Consider the following 18,181-nt stretch of genomic DNA (forward strand, 5'->3'; position numbering starts at 1 on the left):
TTACAGATACACAAAAATGAAACGATTGATCCTGCTGCTATGGCTTGTGAGTGCATTGGAAACATTTGCACAAAACACCGCCACCATCACCCTGACGGCCCCGGCAAAAAGCCAAGCGTCGGTCACGCTCGTGCAGGAAGATGTTCATTTTCATCCCAATCTGGGAGCCGGTCTGGCCGATGTGAAGCTTGATCCGGCAGGAACTGTAAACTTCGCAGAAACCCAGTCTGAGAAGGTGGTTTTGCAGCTGACAAAACCTACTATCCTGCGGCTGCAATACAATGGAGATGGGGCGGGTAAAACCTGGATGCTGTTTGTCCAGCCTGGCGATGACCTGACGGCCAGCTTCGGAGATCAAATGGAGGTGAGTTTTTCAGGCAAAAATGCGGGTTACCAGACTTTTTTGAAAAACTACTTTCTTGAAAACCATTATCAGTATCTGCCAGTTTTTGGTTACAAACCCTCACAAATAGAAAATCAGAGCGTAGTACAGCAAAGCGACAGCCTTCGGCAGACACGTATTAATGCATACCAAAAATTCAAAAGTGCCAATCCGGCGAACCCGGCATTTGAAGCCTATGTACTGGCTACCACTGCCACAGAGCCGATGCTGATCAGGAGGCTGATACAGGAAAAAATCATGCGCCGCAACCGGGTTATGAAGCTGGATGCCGCACAGCGGAAAGAGCTGGAAGACTTTACACTTGCAGAATTCAAACTGTTCCCCGACGATGCATTGCTGAGCCAGGCCTACCGGGACGAGCTGCGCAACTGGGTTTTGATTCCGGCAACCCGCAAGTTTCCGTTGGATGCACAAAGCCGGTACGAGATCAGCCCGGATGCATTGAAGGAAGTATATGCGTCAAGCAAGGAAAAGCTGGCCTCCTACCCCCGCCAGAAAGAGTACCTGCTGACTTACTGGCTCAACTACGCCATCACTGCCATTCCAACCATTGAAACAGGAAAAACCCTGCTGGCAGACTACAAAACAACTTTTCCCCAATCGCCATATACCGAGTACCTCACGAAGCTGCTCGCCACCAAGGAAGCATTGCAGCCCGGCGCAGCGTTGTCTGATGTGAAGCTGCTGGCTCCCGACAGTTCGGTAGTAGCGGTAAGTACCTTCAAAGGCAAACCTTTCTGCATGATTTTCTCATTCAGCATTGGTCAGCATGAGCCAGGGCTGAAAGTGCTGGAAGATAAATATGCGGGAAAAGTAAGCTTTGTGTATGTATCCGTAGCACCCGGAATTCCGCTTTCTACCTGGAAAACCTACGCCAAAGACCGTCCCAATGGAAAGCATCTCTGGGCTTCTGATGAAACCATTGAGACATTGAAGGAAAAATACGCAATTGATATCCGCTATCCTTTTCTGGTAGCGGATGCATCGGGAAAAATTGTGGAACGTTACATTCCGCAGGAATTTCCAAACAATCGATCGCTCGATGCTGCATTGCAAAAAGCCGCTAAATAGGCGATTAGCTGCCGCGCAGGGTAATATGGATACTATGCAGGGAACCCGCATTTTCGTACCGGATCTGCAATCCGTAATTATCACAGATCTGCTTGACGATAGCCAGCCCAAGTCCGAGCGACTCGGCGACAGCAGAATCTTTTTTGAAACGTTCAAATAATCGCTCAGGATCAACCTTCAGCGGTGCTCCTGTATTGCTGATTTGCAGAGACTCGGCATCAGCTGTGATCTCGATCCGGCCTTCTGGCCGGTTATGCCTGATGGCATTGCTGATCAGGTTGGTGAGCAGGATATCAGCCAGCGCGGGCGACATGGTTTTCAGAAAATCACCCTTGTGCCGGAACTCAACCCGGATTTGTTTGTGAGATAAAATATCCTCGAAATCGCCGGCTTTACTACGAGCAAGCTCCGACAGGTTGAGCTCCTCCTGAGCCGTAAACTGCTGATTTTCAATTTTGGCAAGCAGCAGCAGTCCCTGGTGGAGCCGCGACATACGGCGTGCGGCATGGTAAATTTCCTCGATCCAGTAGGTATGCTCCTGATCCAGGTTTTTGGCCTGTATAAATTGTTCCACCCTGGCATTGATCAGGGCAAGGGGCGTCTGGATTTCGTGGGAGGCATTTTCAGTGAATTCGCGCAGACTTTTATAGTCGTGCTGCATTTTGAAAGCCATTTTGACCATTACATCCCGAAGCTCGTTGAACTCCGTAATCTCGCTCGGGGCGAGTTCCAGCTTCTTATCTTTTGTCCAGTCAAAATCCTTGATGCGGGACAATGCATCATAAAACGGCCGCCACAATTTACCCGAAAGACTACGCTGAAAAAAGAACATGATGATCATCAGCAGCGCAAGAAAAGTAACCATTACCGCCGAAATCGCCTCAATCAGCTTATAGGTTTCGATCATCGACTTACGTATTTCTACCTTAAAAGGTGCTCCGCCGATGATGGTATTGAAGGTCAGCTGGCGGAATGGATCCATATCCTCCTGGTACCGGTCGTAAATGAGCGTATCCGTAAAGGTAACCTGCTTGCTGTAAGTGCCATATACCGGCACAACCTCAATCTTGTTTTCTACAAAATAACTGTTGTTTGACCAGGTATCGTGACTTCGCACATAGGTTTCAAAATCCCGTTTTTCGACCATCAGGCGGCTTTCGACCTCGTCGTAGATCATGTATTTGATCAGCCAGTAAAAAGCGAAGCCCGCTGCCAGGTAGGTGATCAGCGAAACAATGAGGTAAATACGGCTGGTTTTTTCGAGCAGCTTCAAGGTGTCGTGAATTTGTATCCGATTCCGTAAATGGACTGTATGTAGTCTTTTCCTCCTTTTTCCACGATCTTGCGTCGCAGGTTTTTGATGTGTGAATACACCATATCCAGCGAATCGGAAGAGTCCATATGGTCGCCCCAGAGATGCTCGGCAATCGATTCCTTGGTCAGTACGACATCAATATTGGCTAAAAAATAAAGCAGTAAGTCATATTCCTTCCGCGAGAGCACTGTCTCTTTTTCCCCCACAAAAACCTTCCTGGCCTGCAACTGAACCCTGAATTCCTTCCAGATCATATCATTATTCCCGCCAAAGTTCCTGCGGCGGATGAGCGATTTGAGGCGCGCATTGAGCTCCGACAAATGGAAAGGCTTGGTCATGTAATCATCGGACCCGATTTCCAGGCCCCTGATCTTGTCTTCCAATGTGTTACGTGCTGAAATAATGATTATCCCCGTAGCCGCCGCAATCTTTTTCAGGGTCTGGATGATGTTAAACCCGTCACCATCAGGCAAGGTAAGGTCTACAATGGTACAGTCGTACTGGTACAGGCTGATCTTCTCATCTGCCTGCCAGAACGTGTTTGCGACCTCACACACAAAGCCCTCCCTTGAAAGGTAGTCCACAATGCTTTCCGCAAGGCCCTTTTCGTCTTCCACTACTAATATTTTCATGCTTTGCTATTCAGAATGCGGGACAAAATTAGGAGGAGAAACTGGAAACATTCTGGAAGGTAAGAAATTCTGCTCCAAGCCCTTTCCACAATCGTTTTCCCAAATGTTTCCAGAATTGGCCTCTACTTTCGCTGTCAGATCCCATCATTGAAATCACATCTGACATTTTATGTTTCGTTCAATTCTTCCGAAATATCCGCCCGGCAGTTACCGGCGTTTTCGTATCAGGACGTTCTGCTTATTGCTCCTGCTGATTGCTTTTTTTCCCTGTTTAAAGAGCAGTGCCCAGACCGTCAGCCTGCAGCAGGTGCTGGATGAAGGTACGCGCAACTTTCCTTTCCTAAAATCCAAACAGGCCGAAGTACGCAGTGCCGAGCAGCGCGTCAGATCCGTCAAATCCGATTACCTGCCCTCCCTGATCGTTCAGGATCAGTACACCTTTTCCACCAATAACAGTGTTGCCGGTGCTTTTCTTCCCAATGAAGGAAGTGCCCTGTCGCCTTCCGGCGGGATCAGGCCTGACAACATTTATACAGGTGTTTTCGGCAGCTTTACTACCCTGATGGTCGATTGGAAGGTTTTTAATTTTGGTAAAATAAAAGCAAATGTAAAATCTGCCAAAGCCGAGGTAAGCCGCAGTCAGGCTGATTTCGACAATGAGCTCTTTCAGCATCAGGTCAGGACCATAGATGCCTACCTGCTTCTGCTGATCAATCAGAAACTGGTGGAAGCCCAGCGGCAGAACCTTCAGAGAGCCTTGGTCTTCAAACGTGTCACGGATGCTGCGGTAAGCTCAGGCATGCGCCCGGGAGTAGACAGCTCCCTCGCCGCCGCCGAATATGCCAAAGCCCGGCTGCTGCTGCTGGAAAGTCAGCGGACTGAAAAAGCACAGCGGCTAAGGCTTTCCGAACTGACCGGCGAGCTCCGCGACAGCATTCAGGTGGATACGCTCGATTTTTATTCCAGATTGCCGGCATCTACTTTGGGTGAAACTTCTTTTTTGAAAAACCCTGCATTGCGCCTGGCCCAGACGCAGATTGATGCCTCGCAAGCCAGGAGCCTGGCCATCCGGCGCGCATTCCTGCCATCTGTTTCCATTGTAGGTGCAGGCTGGGCTCGCGGATCGGGCGTGTCCAACCGCGACGACAGCTTCCGTACCGACTTTGCCAGCGGCGTCAACTACCAGGTTTATAACTACCTCATCGGTATTTCCACCCGCTGGAACCTGACTTCCATCGTGCGCGTCCGCAATGATTATAAAAGCGAGCAGTTCCAGGCGGAACGCTTCAAGGCTATTTACCAGACACAAAAACTTCAGCTGGACCGGCAGGCGCGTGAAGCTGACATGCAGTTACAGCTCAGCCTCGAACAGGCCCGGCTCACGCCCGTGCAGCTCGGCGCTGCCCGGCGGGCTTTCGGGCAGGCGGAGGCACGTTACCAAAGCGGCATGACCGATCTCTTTACACTGGCGCAAAGTGTCAATACACTCAACAGGGCAGAAATTGACCGTTTTATCACCAACGGAAACGTTTGGCGCTCACTGCTGATGAAAGCCGCGGCGGCGGGTGATCTTTCGATGTTTTTGAACGAGGCGGAGCGGTAGTTCGCTTCGAGCACCCGGCGGCCCGGTATGCTCACGGTGACAGAGGCGAGGAGCCCTCTCACCTTTGTCATGCTGAGCGCAGTCGAAGCAAGGAGGTCGCCGGAACGACGCTTTACCTGCCGCATCTGCCCTTCGCCCGCCGGTCCGATTCGCTCAGGGTGACAAAGGTGAGCAGCGCCCGCATTACAATCCAGAAAAAGCAAAAGCATCATACCCGCAATCAGCAACCCCATTTAACAAACAAAAAATAAAACATACTCATGTATCAACTCATCAGAACTGCACTCCGGCAACCCATTTCTATTGTGGTGGTGGTGATCGGTATCCTGTTCTTCTCCGTACTGTCGATCCGGAGTATTCCTGTCGATATTTTTCCGAACCTCGACCTGCCGACGATCTATGTTGTGCAGCCTTACGGGGGTATGGCGCCGGACCAGATGGATGGTTTTATTGCGACCCGCTACCAGGACCACTTCCTGTACGTGTCGGGGATCCGTGATGTCGATGTAAAAACCATTCAGGGACTTTCGCTGATCAAACTATCCTTTTATCCGGGCACAGACATGGCCCAGGCCGCCGCCGAAGTCGCCAATAACGTATCGCGGGCCAAGGCTTACATGCCCGAGGGAACCGTACCGCCCCAGGTAGTCCGCTTTGACGCGAGCTCGGTACCGATCGGACAAATGGTTTTTGAAAGCGCGTCCCGCTCTCTAAATGAAATCCAGGATTTTGCGTCGTCCCGCATCCGGCCCATGTTCAGCCGTATTGAGGGAGTGTCGAGCCCGCCGCCATTTGGCGGTAACCAGCGTACCATCGTGATCCGCGTGGATCCTGAGCGCATTCGCAGCTATCATCTTACGCCCGAAGAAATTATCAAATCCATTGTCACCAACAACCAGCCTTCGCCGGCCGGTAACATCCGCATGGGTGACAAAACGCTGATGACACCCGTAAACTCGCTCATCAGCAAACCAGAAGACTTCCTGAACATTCCGATCCGGGTAGGTGCGGGCCCTACCGTGTTTATCCGGGATGTGGGTGTTGTAGAAGACGGGGCCGACGTGACGGTAAGCTACGCGCTGATAAACGGGCGACGGGCTGTATACATTCCGGTAGTAAAAAAATCGGATGCCTCCACGCTGGATGTGGTCAACAACATCCGGGCGGCCCTCCCTCAGCTGCGCAATGCGGTACCGGAAGATGTAAAAATTTCCTACGAATTTGATCAGTCGGTGTATGTAACCAACTCGCTGAAAAGTCTGATCACCGAGGGTATCCTGGGTGCATTGCTCACCGGGTTAATGGTACTTCTTTTCCTGCGCGACTGGCGGAGCGTGATCATTGTGATCGTCACCATTCCGATTTCCATTCTGTCGGCTGTGATCCTGATGAATTTGTTTGGGCAAACCATCAACATCATGACCCTTAGCGGACTTGCACTGGCCATCGGTGTACTGGTAGACCAGGCCACGGTGACCATTGAAAACATTCATCAGCACCAGGAAATGGGTAAGCCCAAGGAGCAGGCGATCTGGGATGCGTGCAAGGAAATTGCATTTCCGGAGTTCCTGATCCTGCTTGCCATTCTTGCGGTTTTTGCACCTTCGTTCGTCATGAACGGCATTCCAAGATCCATGTTTCTGCCGCTTTCGCTGGCAGTAGGCTTTGCCATGATCGCCTCCTTTTTGCTTTCGCAGACCCTGGTACCGGTACTCGCCAACTGGCTGCTCAAAAACCATCCGCACCACGAAGCTCCTACCCTCGCACTTGACAATCAGGAAGTAAAGGATGTGATTGCAGAGTCGGCTCACCCAAGTGTGCCTGACAGTAGTTTTGAAAAATTCAAAAAACGCTATGTGCGGGCATTAACGGGCATTATGGCACGTGGGCGGCTGGTAGTACCTGCCTACCTTATTATTGCGGTTGCCCTGATTGCGGGCGGGTTCCTGCTCATCGGTACCGACATTTTACCTAAAGCCAACAGTCACCAGTTCCAGATGCGGCTGCGCGTGCCGGATGGTACGAGGGTAGAACGTACAGAAGAGGCAACCCTTAAAGTACTGGACCTGATCAGGCGGGAAGTAGGCGGAAAAAATGTGGAAATATCATCAGCCTACGTGGGTACAGTGCCTTCGAGCTATGGTACTTCCAATATTTTCGTGTTCAACAGCGGGCCGCACGAAGCTGTATTGCAGGTATCCCTGCATGAGGATTATCCCGTGAGAATGGACGGCCTGAAAGAGACTTTGCGGGCCAGGATCTCGAAGGAAATGCCTTCACTGCGGATATCGTTTGAGCCGATCGAGCTGGTGGACAAAATCATGAGCCAGGGTGCTTCCACGCCCATTGAGGTGAGCGTGGCGGCCAAGGATGTGGAGGAAGCCGGTCGTTTTGCACGCAGGATCCAGAAGGAGATGGAGAAAATCGCGTTTTTGCGTGATGTTCAAATCGCGCAGCCACTCGCATATCCTATCCTGAAAGTGGATATTGACCGTGAAAGAGCTGGGCAGCTGGGGATTACTTCAACGCAGGTCGCACGCTCCATGGTGGCGGCAACTTCATCAAGCCGGTTTACGGATAAAAACCTGTGGCTGGACGATGCCAAAGGGCTTGCCTACCAGGTACAGGTGCAGATTCCCGAATACCGCATGACCTCCGTGCAGGATATTGGTACAATACCCCTGAAAACAGGCGCCAGCAACCCGCTGCTTTCGGATGTTGCCACTTTTTCACAAAAAACCGCCCCCGGAGAATACGACCGGGCTGGTCCGAACCGGTTGGTGACAGTCACTGCCAATATTTTCAACAAAGACCTGGGCGCGGCGAGTACGTCGGTTCAGCAGGCGATCAAAAATGCGGGAGAACCTCCGCGCGGCGTGCTCGTGGAACTCAAAGGACAAACCGACCTCCTGACCGAGACATTGACGAGCCTTCAGGCGGGTCTTCTGATTGCAGTGGTAATTATGTTCCTTCTTCTGGCGGCTACCTATCAGTCTTTCAAACTGTCGCTTGTGGTACTATCCACCATTCCGGCGGTGGTACTCGGCTCGATCGGCATGCTGCTGCTTACCGGCGCTACGCTAAACCTGCAATCCTATATGGGCCTCATTATGTCTGTGGGGGTATCAGTGGCCAATGCAATTTTAATGGTGACCAATGCCGAAAACCTGCGTCTAAAACTTGATAATGCCCGTGAGGCGGTAATCATGGCAGCCGGAAGCCGGATCCGCCCGATTCTGATGACGAGTATTGCCATGATTGCGGGTATGGTGCCGATGGCCTCGGGCCTGGGTGAAGGCGGCGACCAGATTGCACCGCTCGGTCAGGCGGTAATCGGCGGACTGATTGCCTCTACGCTTGCATCCCTGCTGATCCTGCCTGCAGTATTTATGCTGATGCAGAAAAAAGCTTCCATACACTCCCTCTCCATGGATCCGGAAGATCCCGAGAGCAACTTCTTTCGTCAAAAATTTCAAACATCCGTCTCCATGAATACCGTCAAATCCCTTTTTATCATGCTTGCAGCAGCCGCAGGCATGATGTCGTGCAGCTCCGAAGCCCGCGAAACCGCCGAATCAAAGCCGGATGCTCCCGCTGTGACGGAGCTTGCCTATGTGCAAAGTTTACAGCCAGCCAAAGAGGTCGCGCTGCCCGGCGAGTTGAAGCCATGGAACAAGGTTTTTATTTACCCCAAGGTCAAAGGTTTTGTAAAACACCTGCATGTAGACCGTGGCAGCATGGTACGGAAAGGACAGGTACTGGCAATGCTCGAAGCGCCCGAAGTCATGTCGGAACTCAGCCAGGCCAAAGCGCAGCTGATTGCCGCACAGGCGGCCTTGCAGCAAACAACGACCCGCTACAAAGTAAGTACCTCCACCTACAACAGGATGGTACGTACCAATCATACTGAAGGCGCTGTGTCGCTGAATGAGCTTGATGTATCCCGTGCCAAAGCACAGGCCGACAGTTCTGCGATGGCCGTGGCGCAGGGAAACGTGGAGGCAGCGAAATCATTCATGGAAACAAAGTCGGAACTGGCCAGGTACCTCACGGTCACAGCACCTTTTGACGGGATTATTACGGAGCGGAACATTAGTCCGGGAGCACTGGTGGGCCCTGGCGAAAGTGGTGCAAAGCCTTTGTTTATCCTGGAAGACAACACAAAGTTGCGCCTTACGCTGGCCATCCCGGAAAACCTGTCGGGCACGGTACCTGCGAAAGGCATGATCAACTTCACGGTTTCAGCCAGTCCTGAAAAGATTTACAAGGCGGTTTTCGCAAGAAGTTCCCGGACACTTTCGGAAGAAAATCGGTCGATGATGACAGAGTTTGATGTAGACAACCGCAGCCACGAGCTCAAAGCCGGCATGTACGCGCAGGTCCGGCTGAATACGGAGCGCAGCTCCAAAACGCTCTTTGTACCCACTACTGCCGTAGTAAGCAGCAGCGAGCAGGTTTTTGTGATCCGGGATAAAAACAAAAAGGCGGAATGGGTGACAGTCAAGACCGGCAATGTGGTTGACACGCTGGTAGAGGTATTCGGAAACCTGCACGAAGGCGACGCCATTGTGAAGAAGGCTTCGGAAGAAGTGCGGAACGGGCAGAATTTGTAGTTCGTACAAAGTTCTGGCAGAAAGGGGTTGTCAATTCGACAACCCCTTCTTACTTTTGTAAAAACCTACACACATGAATGTGATCAGCTTCAAGAAAATACGGGATTTCTATGAGGTACATCCTGATGCAAAGACTTACCTGACAGCGTGGTTTAAAACAGTGAAAAGGGCAAGCTGGAAAGATTTTAATGCGGTAAAAAAGGATTTCCGGACCGTAGACATGGTGGGCGATAGCCGATTAATTTTCAACATAAAAGGAAATCATTACAGACTGATTGCGAGGATTAGCTATGAGCACAAAAGGCTTATGATCAAATGGCTGGGCACACATGCTGAATACGACAAAATAGATGCGGTAAATGTTGAATGATATGGAAATACAGCTGATAGAAACCGAGCAGGACTATAACAAGGCCATCAAACGCATTGATGAAGTATTTGACGCCCGGCCGGGGAGCCAGGAAGCCAAGGAGCTGGAAGTGCTCTCACTGCTCGTCAATAAATATGAAGAAGAGAATTTCCCGATTGACGAACCTGATCCCATTGAATACATCAAGATCAGAATGGAGGAAATGGGGCTTACTGCGAGTGACCTTGTACCTTACATGGGTAATAAAGGCAATGTTTCCAAAGTCCTGAACAGGAAGCGCGGCCTATCCATTGATATGATCAGAAAGTTGAATAAGGGCCTGGGATTTCCTTTGGAAGTACTCATTGCAGAACCGAAAAATCTTAATACAGCCTGATTGCAATGCAATAGCAGGCAAGGTCGGCAAAGTTGGCTTTGTATATATTTTACTAAAAAGGCCTCCGACTGAAAGCTTGAACTGCTCTCGGCCGGAGGCCTTCTGATTTTACTACACAGCGGGCTTTTTGTACCTGCTACTTCCTGCTGTACGTATCCGCAGTAGCTTCCGGAAAAGTGCGCAGGATGTCGGAAATGGTGTTTTTTACCATGCTTTCGCGATCATCCTTTTTGCTCGGTGCCTTTACTTTTCCGGAGGCCCATCCCTGCCACACCATCTTGTCACTGGTTTTCTGATAGATGTTCAGGATAAACCGGCTCTCCTGGTAGTTATAGGTGGAAATGTTGTTTCCACCGCCGTACCACCACATATAAGGCGAATACATGTTGTTGGAACGTACTTGCTGACGTTCCTTTACATCGGTCATAAAGCGTACGATAATCTCGGGATTGTTCTGGTCAAACTTATACCCTTTTGACTCCATTACTTCCACTACCGCATCACCCAGGCGCCTTCTGTTGAGCTCGCTGCCCAGCAAGGGATCTTCTTCGATCTTATGTTCAGCCTCTACTTTGAAGGTTTTGAACTGTTTAAGATTTACCGATGAATCATAATCATAATTTACCTGCAAAGCCTGGCTGCAAGCCAGCACAAGCATTCCCGCCGCCACCACCAGGCAGGTGGTTTTTATCATCTTCACTATCCTTTTCATTTGTTTGAACGTTTGGTTATCTGGTTATCTGACAGTTTACGCAGGCAAATGGTTTAAACGACTGCGAAAACATCTATTTAACTGGTAAACAAACGCCATTCGTATATCACCTGCAAAATTCCGGCGACTGGCAAATTATCGTGCCATCACATAGCCCATTCTAAACACTTTTATAATCGGGATGCTTGTAAGGTGCACGGTACGAGCGGGCAAGTAATGCATTGGCCTCCCGGTCACCGACAACCTCTTTCTTCACCGGATCATATACCACTGCCCTGCCCAGCTTCATGGAAACATTGGCCAGAATGCAGCTTGCGGTAGAAATGTGCCCCTGCTCTATATCAGCCACAGGCCGGCTGTTGTTGTCGATTGCTTTCAGAAAATCCAGCATATGCAGGCGGGTGGCGGGTGCTGCATTCAGCTCAATTTTGTCTTCTTTAAGATCCTCCGGATATTTTTCTTTTTCGTAAACAACATCCTTATGGATTTTCTCGCCCTTTCCTGCCGGTATGAAGTCGTAAGCCATCGTACTGCCCCATAAAGTACCTTTTTCGCCGTACAGGGTGAATGACCAGGGATAATCCGGATTATTGGGCGTACCCCAGCTTCGGTGCTGCCACACGCAATTGAGCCCGTCATATTCAAAAACGGCTGTCTGCGTGTCGGAGATATTTGATTTACCTTCTTTTTGTACGTAAATACCGCCGGTCGAGCTGATCTTTTTGGGCCAGCCCAGGTTCAGCATCCAGCGTACCGTATCAAACATATGGACACACATATCACCCGTAATCCCGTTTCCATACTCCATAAACGTGCGCCACCAGCGTACATGCGGTAAGCCGTCGTAAGGCCGCAGCGGAGCCGGTCCTGTCCATTTCTCATAATCGAGAAATGCAGGAACTGCCTCCACAGGTGGATTTCCGTTGTTACGCATGTGAAAGTAGCAGCACATTTCCACGTGGGAAATCTTACCGAGTAATCCGGCATCCACAATGTTCTTTTTCGCATCAATGAGGTGGGGGGTGCTCTTGCGCTGGGTTCCTACCTGTACTACTTTCTTGTATTTGCGGGCGGCGGCCACCATGGCTTCCCCTTCCAGTACGTCCACACTGATCGGCTTTTGCACATACACGTGCGCGCCGGCCTTTACGGCATCGATCATCTGCAATGCATGCCAGTGGTCGGGTGTACCGATGAGGACAATGTCCATTTCGTTTTCCGACAGCATTTTCTGGTAATCGGCGTAGAGCCTGGGAGTCTTACCCGACTTTTGTCGCTGACTCACCAGCTTTCCGGCTTCACTCAGCTGGTTCTGGTCAACGTCGCACAAGGCAACTACTTCCACTGGCGCTACCTGTATCAGCCTGAACAAGTCGCTCTTTCCATACCAGCCTGTACCGATCAGCCCCACTTTCCAGATTTTATCGGGATAAATCAGGTCCATACCCTGCGCGCCGAAAGCAGACAAGGCCATGGTGGCTGTGGCACCATAAAGAAAGTTACGCCGGTTGATATTGAAACTGTTCATGCGTGAAATGTTTGTTTTGGAAAAAATCTAAAGTGCTCCCTGTGCGGACGCTTTGAAAAGGATTACACCAGGCTCCTATACTAGCAGGACAGCTGTTTTCTTCATCAAAGACTTTCGTGCATGATGACCTTTACCTGCTCCTGCCGTCTAAAAAAGAACCCATACGAATAATGAAAGACGCGCATTATCCATTCATTACGAATGCCGGAAAGACCCGGTTCTGCTTTGAGAGTGTAGGAAAAGGAAAAACCGTACAAAAACTGGTCGTATATACCCTGCTTACCAAAGACCCTCCTCTCTACAATCTTGCATTGGGCGATTCTGAGGATGGCAACGACTTTGATGATGAGGTCATCACTAACAACGGGGACATGCCGAAGGTGATAGCAACAGTGATAAGAACCCTTCTGAAAATGCTTGCCAAACACCAAAATGCATCTGTATATCTTGCAGGAAACAGCCGGGCTAAAACGAGACTTTACAGAATAATTATAAACCGTAAACTGGCAGAATTGAAGAAATATTATGAGATTTATGGAGTTGAAGATCTCGAACCGGAGATTTATATTCCGGGAAAGGAATACCGGGCATTCATTATTAAAAAATTAATTAACGTACATGATGGAAACAACAAGAGACAAGAGTGTTAGAAGAAGACCAAGAGAAAAAACAACCTATCCTTCCATGGAAGCACTTGTACAAGCACATCTTGAGTTTGCCCGTAAGTCGCTTGAAGGTGTGGACCTGAGTTTTTTAAAAGAAAAAAGTGGTACTGCTACTTCAAAAAAGTCCCCACATTCTCCTTCGTCACCAGCTGAAAAGGAATAAGTACTTCTTTTTCAAATGGTTTTTTCTGAATGGCGGCCACTGCAGTTTCTATGGCTTTGTTGCCCTGCTCCCTCGCATTCTGAAAAACAGTAGCATTCAACGTTCCTTTTTTTACTGCCTGTAATGCATCAGGTATCGCATCCACGCTCACCACAATCACCTTATCTTTCAGACCGGCAGCTTCCAGGGCTTTTACTGCGCCCATGCCCATTTCATCATTTTGGGCGAAAATAGCATGGATCTGAGACCCATAGGATTGTATCCAGTTTTCGGTCAGTGACATGGCTTTGGCCCTGTCCCACTCGCCCGACTGCTCCGCCAGCAACTTAAGTCCTGGGTTTGCTTTCAGGATTTCCCTGGCTCCTTTATCGCGCTTGATCTGGGCAGCCTGCCCCATAAAACCATGCATCATCAGCACATTTCCTTTTCCGCCGAGCTTTTCGGCCAGATATCGCATCGCAATACGGGCTGATTCCACATCGTCGGAACCTACAAAAGAGGTTGGCTTCACGGTTGTTTCAGAATTCACATTGATCACCGGAATCTTAGCGTTCAGCGCCGCTTGTACAGCCGGAGAGCTTGCCTCCACTTCGCACGGATTCACAATGATTGCATCAACACCCTGTGCAATAAAGCTTTCTACCTGCTCCACCTGTTTGAGCGCAGACCGTTCCGCATCTACCACGATCAGCTCTATACCGGCAGCTTTGGCTTTTGCCTCCATCTCGTCTGCCACGCTCACCACAAATTCATTCTGCATGCTCAGCATCGTCGCGCCGATCACCAGCTTTTTTTCACCATCGGAGCTACCCTGACCGCAACCTGCCAGCAAGGCGGCCAATGCCAATGCATATATTGATTTCATATTGATCATAAATGTTACTGCTGGTTCAACTGGAAAATTTCATTCTGTCTTTTTACCCAAACCGTCTAGTACCACAGCTCCGATAATGATGACACCCATCACCACCTGCTGATAGTACGAAGTCACATTCAGGAGGTCGAGGCTGTTGCTGATCACGCCGATCAGCAGCGCACCAATCATCGTTCCTGTCATCGTGCCGGTGCCGCCCGAAGTGCTGGTACCACCAATGATCGCAGCCGCAATCGCGTCCAGCTCAAAACCGGCACCTGCATTGGGCTGCCCGGTCGTGATGCGTGCTGTAAGCACAATACCTCCCAAAGCCGAAAGCAAGCCGGAAATCATGTAAACCCACATTTTTACGCTGGCAACATTGATTCCCGAAGCACGGGCAGCGGGCTCATTGCCACCTACCGCATACATGTACCGGCCCAGGATGGTTTTTTTCAGGAGCATGCTGCATATCACAAAAGCAACCAGCAAAATAAGTATGGGCACGGGTATGCCCAGCACGTTTCCGCCCCCAATAAAATTGAAAGTGTCCGACAGATTTGAAACAGGCCGCCCTTTGCTGAGGATCAATGCAAGTCCGCGGCCGATGGTCATGGTGCCCAGTGTAACGATAAATGGAGGTACCTTACTTTTTGTAATCACCAATCCATTGAATGCGCCGAGGAGCAGACCGGTACCAAGCCCTGCCAGGATCGGTACTGCCAGCGGGTAAGTATCAGGATGTGCGAAAGTAGCCGCCACCACGCCTGTTACAGCAACCATGGAACCCAGTGAAAGGTCTATGCCGCCGGTAATGATCACAAAAGTTACACCGAATGCCAGCAGGGCATTGATCGACACCTGGGTACCGATGATCAGCAGGTTACCTACCGTGAAAAACCGTGGCGTACTCAGCGACAATATCAGGCAGATAGCCGCAAAAGCGATAAAAATACCGTATCGGGAAAAGCGGGCAGTGGGTAGGGAGTTCATGGGAGGCTCTCGGCAGTCGGCCGTTGGCAATCAGCTTTGGACGGTTGCTTTGTAGACTGTTTTAGTTAATCTTAAATTTTATATACAAAAAACAAATGCGATTTATTAATCAAACATACCGTAAAACACCCGCTCAAAAGCCGACTGCCGATTGCCGACAGCCGACAGCCCTAAGCCACCGCCCACTTCATAATCAGCTCCTGGGTTGCTTCCTGCCGGCTCAGCAGGGCTGTTTGCCTCCCTTTTGACAATACCACGATCCGGTCGCTTAACCCAAGAATTTCGGGGAGCTCGGAAGAGATGATCAGGATAGCAATGCCGCGTTCGGCCAGTTGGGTGATCAGCTTGTATATTTCAAACTTGGCACCAACATCTACACCGCGGGTAGGCTCATCGAGTACGAGAATGCTAGGCGAGGCAAGCAGCATTTTACCGATAACCACTTTCTGCTGGTTGCCGCCGCTCAGGTAAGTTACGGCCTGCTCCTGACCGGAAGCCTTGATGTGCAGCTCATGGATCATGCGTGCGGCTGTTTCATCTTCACTTTTATCATTGATAAAAAAACCTTTTTTGTGTGTATGTATACTGGAAAGGGTCAGGTTCTCCCTCACAGACATTTTGGGGACAAACCCCAATGCTTTCCGGTCTTCACTTACGTAACCAATGCCTCTTGCAATGGCTTCTTTTGGGGTTTTCAAAAAGCAGATTTGCCCATTTATCTCCATTTCACCCTCATCCGGCTGGTCCAGTCCGAAGATTGTTCTCGCGACTTCGGTGCGTCCGGCGCCCATCAGACCTGCCAGTCCCAGGATCTCTCCTGCCCGTACCTGAAAATCAATCCCCTCAAACTTTCCCTTTTTACCCAAACCTCTTACGCTAAGCCTTGTTTCACCCAAATTCACGCTACGTTCCGGGAACATCTGTCCGATCTCCCGTCCGACCATCCTGCTGATCAGTCCGGCCTGATCCATGACTGATATGGGATCGGTGCTGATGTATCGGCCGTCGCGCAGCACGGTGACCATATCCGCAATACGGAAAATTTCGTCCATTTTGTGCGAGATGTAGATGATGCCCACCCCTTTGGCTTTCAGCTCCCGGATTATCCTGAACAATATTGCTACCTCCCGATCCGAAATGGCCGAAGTAGGCTCGTCCATGATCATCACACGGGCATCATTTGAAATGGCTTTGGCAATTTCCACCATTTGCATCTGCGCTACACTCAGGTCTTTCATTTTGGCGTCAGCCGCAATAGCAACGCCCATCTGATCCAGCAACTGTGCTGCCTGCCGGTTCATCGCTGCATCATCAAGCCAGCTCCTGAACATTTTACCCACCGTAAATTCCTTTTCCCGGCCCAGGAAAATGTTCTGGGCTACTGTAAGGCCGGGGACAATCAGCATTTCCTGGTGGATCATGGAGATCCCACGCTGGCGCGATTTCCGGCTGATCCCAGCCTCGCCGTCAAAAATAATTTCCCCGGCATCAGGCGCCAGCAGCCCAACCAGTATTTTCATGAATGTCGACTTCCCTGCGCCATTTTCACCCATCAATGCGTGTACTTCGCCTTTTTTGAGATCAAATTGTACCTGGTCCAGTGCTTTTACACCGGAAAAGGATTTGGAAAGCTGACGGACATTGAGAATAAAATCGGACATACGGTTTAAAAAAAGATAGCAGCCCGTCGCCAGACTGCTATCGCAAGTGTTAGTTTCCTTCCCACACGACGCCGGTATCTTTCCAGCTGCGGGACGAAGCGGATTCCAGTACAGCCTCGCACACTTTCTGGGTTTCGTAGGCGTCCCGGAAAGTAGGCTGGCAAGGCTCGCCGGTTTGCAGACTTTCAAAAAAGTCGGCTGCCTGATGGATAAATGAATGCTCATATCCGATGCTGGTGCCCGGTATCCACCATCTTTTCATGTAAGGCTGATCACTGTCGGTCACAAGGATGGAGCGCCAGCCGCGTACGACGGACTCGTCGCCATGGTCAAAGTATTCCAGCCTGTTCAGGTCGTGCAGGTTCCAGCGGATGGAAGCATGCTCGCCATTGATCTCGAAAGTATAAAGGGCTTTGTGGCCGCGGGCATAGCGGGTAGATTCAAACAATCCCAGCGAACCATTATCAAAATGGCAGTGGAAGATACAGGCATCGTCGATGCCCACCCTTTTCACCTCACCGCTACCCTGGTGCACGCGCTCTTTGATGAAAGTCTCTGTAACTGCCGACACATCTTTGATGCCTCCGTTAATCCACATCGCAGTGTCAATGCAATGCGCCAGCAAATCGCCGGTTACGCCGGAGCCAGCCGCATCCACGTCAAGCCGCCAGGTAGCAGCACCGCCCTGCGGTACGTCCGGGCTGATGGTCCAGTCCTGCAAAAAGTTGGCACGATAATGAAAAATCTTGCCCAGCTTGCCGGAATCAACAATTTGCTTGGCCAGCGTCACAGCCGGTACACGGCGGTAGTTGTACCAAACCGTATTCTGCACGCCTGCTTTTTCAATGGCTTCCACCATGCTTTTGGCTTCTTCCAGTGTTCTGGCGAGTGGTTTTTCGCAAAGAATCATTTTACCTGCTGCTGCGGCTGCGATCGCTATCTCGGCGTGGGAATCATTGGGGGTACAAATATCAACTGCATCGATATCGTCACGCTCAATGATCTTTCTCCAGTCTGTCTCCACCGAGGCATAGCCCCATTGTTCAGCAAATGCCTGGACTTTTTCGGGATTGCGGGAGCACACGGCCTGCAATACAGGGCGGTATTCGAGGTCCGGAAAAAAGTCTCCTATTCTTTTATAACCATTGGAATGCGTGCGGCCCATCAAACCGGTACCAATCAATCCGATCCTGATTAATTTCTTGTCTGACATGTTACTTTTA

14 protein-coding genes are annotated in these 18,181 nt (G+C 50.3%); 6 read left to right on the plus strand and 8 right to left on the minus strand.

The window, feature by feature from the left end:
* Positions 1-16: 16 nt before the first annotated feature.
* Positions 17-1,474: a thioredoxin domain-containing protein gene (locus HWI92_RS14885; protein WP_204656605.1), complete on the plus strand. Its 1,458-nt coding sequence runs from the start codon at positions 17-19 to the stop codon at positions 1,472-1,474.
* Between the two features lie 4 nt (positions 1,475-1,478).
* Here HWI92_RS14885 and HWI92_RS14890 read toward each other — a convergent pair whose 3' ends face one another.
* Positions 1,479-2,747, minus strand: coding sequence for a sensor histidine kinase (locus HWI92_RS14890; protein ID WP_204656607.1), 1,269 nt, complete (start codon positions 2,745-2,747; stop codon positions 1,479-1,481).
* Positions 2,744-3,421: a response regulator transcription factor gene (locus tag HWI92_RS14895; RefSeq protein ID WP_204656609.1), complete on the minus strand. Its 678-nt coding sequence runs from the start codon at positions 3,419-3,421 to the stop codon at positions 2,744-2,746. The genes HWI92_RS14890 and HWI92_RS14895 overlap by 4 nt, the downstream gene beginning before the upstream one ends.
* Before the next feature lie 169 nt (positions 3,422-3,590).
* Between HWI92_RS14895 and HWI92_RS14900 the strand changes: the two genes are divergently transcribed.
* The 4 genes from HWI92_RS14900 to HWI92_RS14915 all read left to right on the plus strand — a co-directional run bounded on the left by HWI92_RS14900 (position 3,591) and on the right by HWI92_RS14915 (position 10,383).
* Positions 3,591-5,024 (plus strand): TolC family protein, encoded by a 1,434-nt coding sequence (locus HWI92_RS14900; protein ID WP_204656611.1) that lies wholly within the window; start codon positions 3,591-3,593, stop codon positions 5,022-5,024.
* Between the two features lie 260 nt (positions 5,025-5,284).
* A complete protein-coding gene (locus tag HWI92_RS14905) occupies positions 5,285-9,637 on the plus strand; it encodes an efflux RND transporter permease subunit (RefSeq protein WP_204656613.1) in 4,353 nt (1,450 codons plus the stop codon).
* A 73-nt stretch (positions 9,638-9,710) separates the two neighbouring features.
* Positions 9,711-10,007 carry a type II toxin-antitoxin system HigB family toxin gene (locus HWI92_RS14910; RefSeq protein WP_204656615.1) on the plus strand — a complete coding sequence of 99 codons (297 nt, stop codon included), beginning with the start codon at positions 9,711-9,713 and terminating at the stop codon, positions 10,005-10,007.
* A gap of 1 nt (position 10,008) precedes the next feature.
* A complete protein-coding gene (locus tag HWI92_RS14915; protein ID WP_204656618.1) occupies positions 10,009-10,383 on the plus strand; it encodes a helix-turn-helix domain-containing protein in 375 nt (124 codons plus the stop codon).
* 136 nt (positions 10,384-10,519) lie between these two features.
* Here HWI92_RS14915 and HWI92_RS14920 read toward each other — a convergent pair whose 3' ends face one another.
* Complete coding sequence (locus HWI92_RS14920) at positions 10,520-11,095, minus strand: DUF4136 domain-containing protein (protein WP_204656620.1); 576 nt, start codon at positions 11,093-11,095, stop codon at positions 10,520-10,522.
* Between the two features lie 160 nt (positions 11,096-11,255).
* Positions 11,256-12,623, minus strand: coding sequence for a Gfo/Idh/MocA family protein (locus HWI92_RS14925; RefSeq protein ID WP_204656622.1), 1,368 nt, complete (start codon positions 12,621-12,623; stop codon positions 11,256-11,258).
* A gap of 170 nt (positions 12,624-12,793) precedes the next feature.
* On the opposite strand from HWI92_RS14925, the gene HWI92_RS14930 reads away from it, so the two are divergent.
* The gene (locus HWI92_RS14930; protein ID WP_204656623.1) at positions 12,794-13,273 is read left to right on the plus strand and encodes a DUF6934 family protein; all 480 of its coding nucleotides are present in this window, start codon (positions 12,794-12,796) and stop codon (positions 13,271-13,273) included.
* A gap of 125 nt (positions 13,274-13,398) precedes the next feature.
* Here HWI92_RS14930 and HWI92_RS14935 read toward each other — a convergent pair whose 3' ends face one another.
* From HWI92_RS14935 to HWI92_RS14950, 4 genes are all read right to left on the minus strand, one after another.
* Complete coding sequence (locus HWI92_RS14935; protein ID WP_204656624.1) at positions 13,399-14,316, minus strand: sugar ABC transporter substrate-binding protein; 918 nt, start codon at positions 14,314-14,316, stop codon at positions 13,399-13,401.
* Positions 14,317-14,355: 39 nt separating this feature from the next.
* The gene (locus HWI92_RS14940) at positions 14,356-15,297 is read right to left on the minus strand and encodes an ABC transporter permease (protein WP_204656625.1); all 942 of its coding nucleotides are present in this window, start codon (positions 15,295-15,297) and stop codon (positions 14,356-14,358) included.
* A gap of 170 nt (positions 15,298-15,467) precedes the next feature.
* Positions 15,468-16,958 (minus strand): sugar ABC transporter ATP-binding protein, encoded by a 1,491-nt coding sequence (locus HWI92_RS14945; RefSeq protein ID WP_204656626.1) that lies wholly within the window; start codon positions 16,956-16,958, stop codon positions 15,468-15,470.
* 49 nt (positions 16,959-17,007) lie between these two features.
* Positions 17,008-18,171: a Gfo/Idh/MocA family protein gene (locus HWI92_RS14950; protein WP_204656627.1), complete on the minus strand. Its 1,164-nt coding sequence runs from the start codon at positions 18,169-18,171 to the stop codon at positions 17,008-17,010.
* Between the last annotated feature and the right edge of the window lie 10 nt (positions 18,172-18,181).

The organism is Dyadobacter sandarakinus (assembly GCF_016894445.1).
GTDB lineage: Bacteria > Bacteroidota > Bacteroidia > Cytophagales > Spirosomataceae > Dyadobacter > Dyadobacter sandarakinus.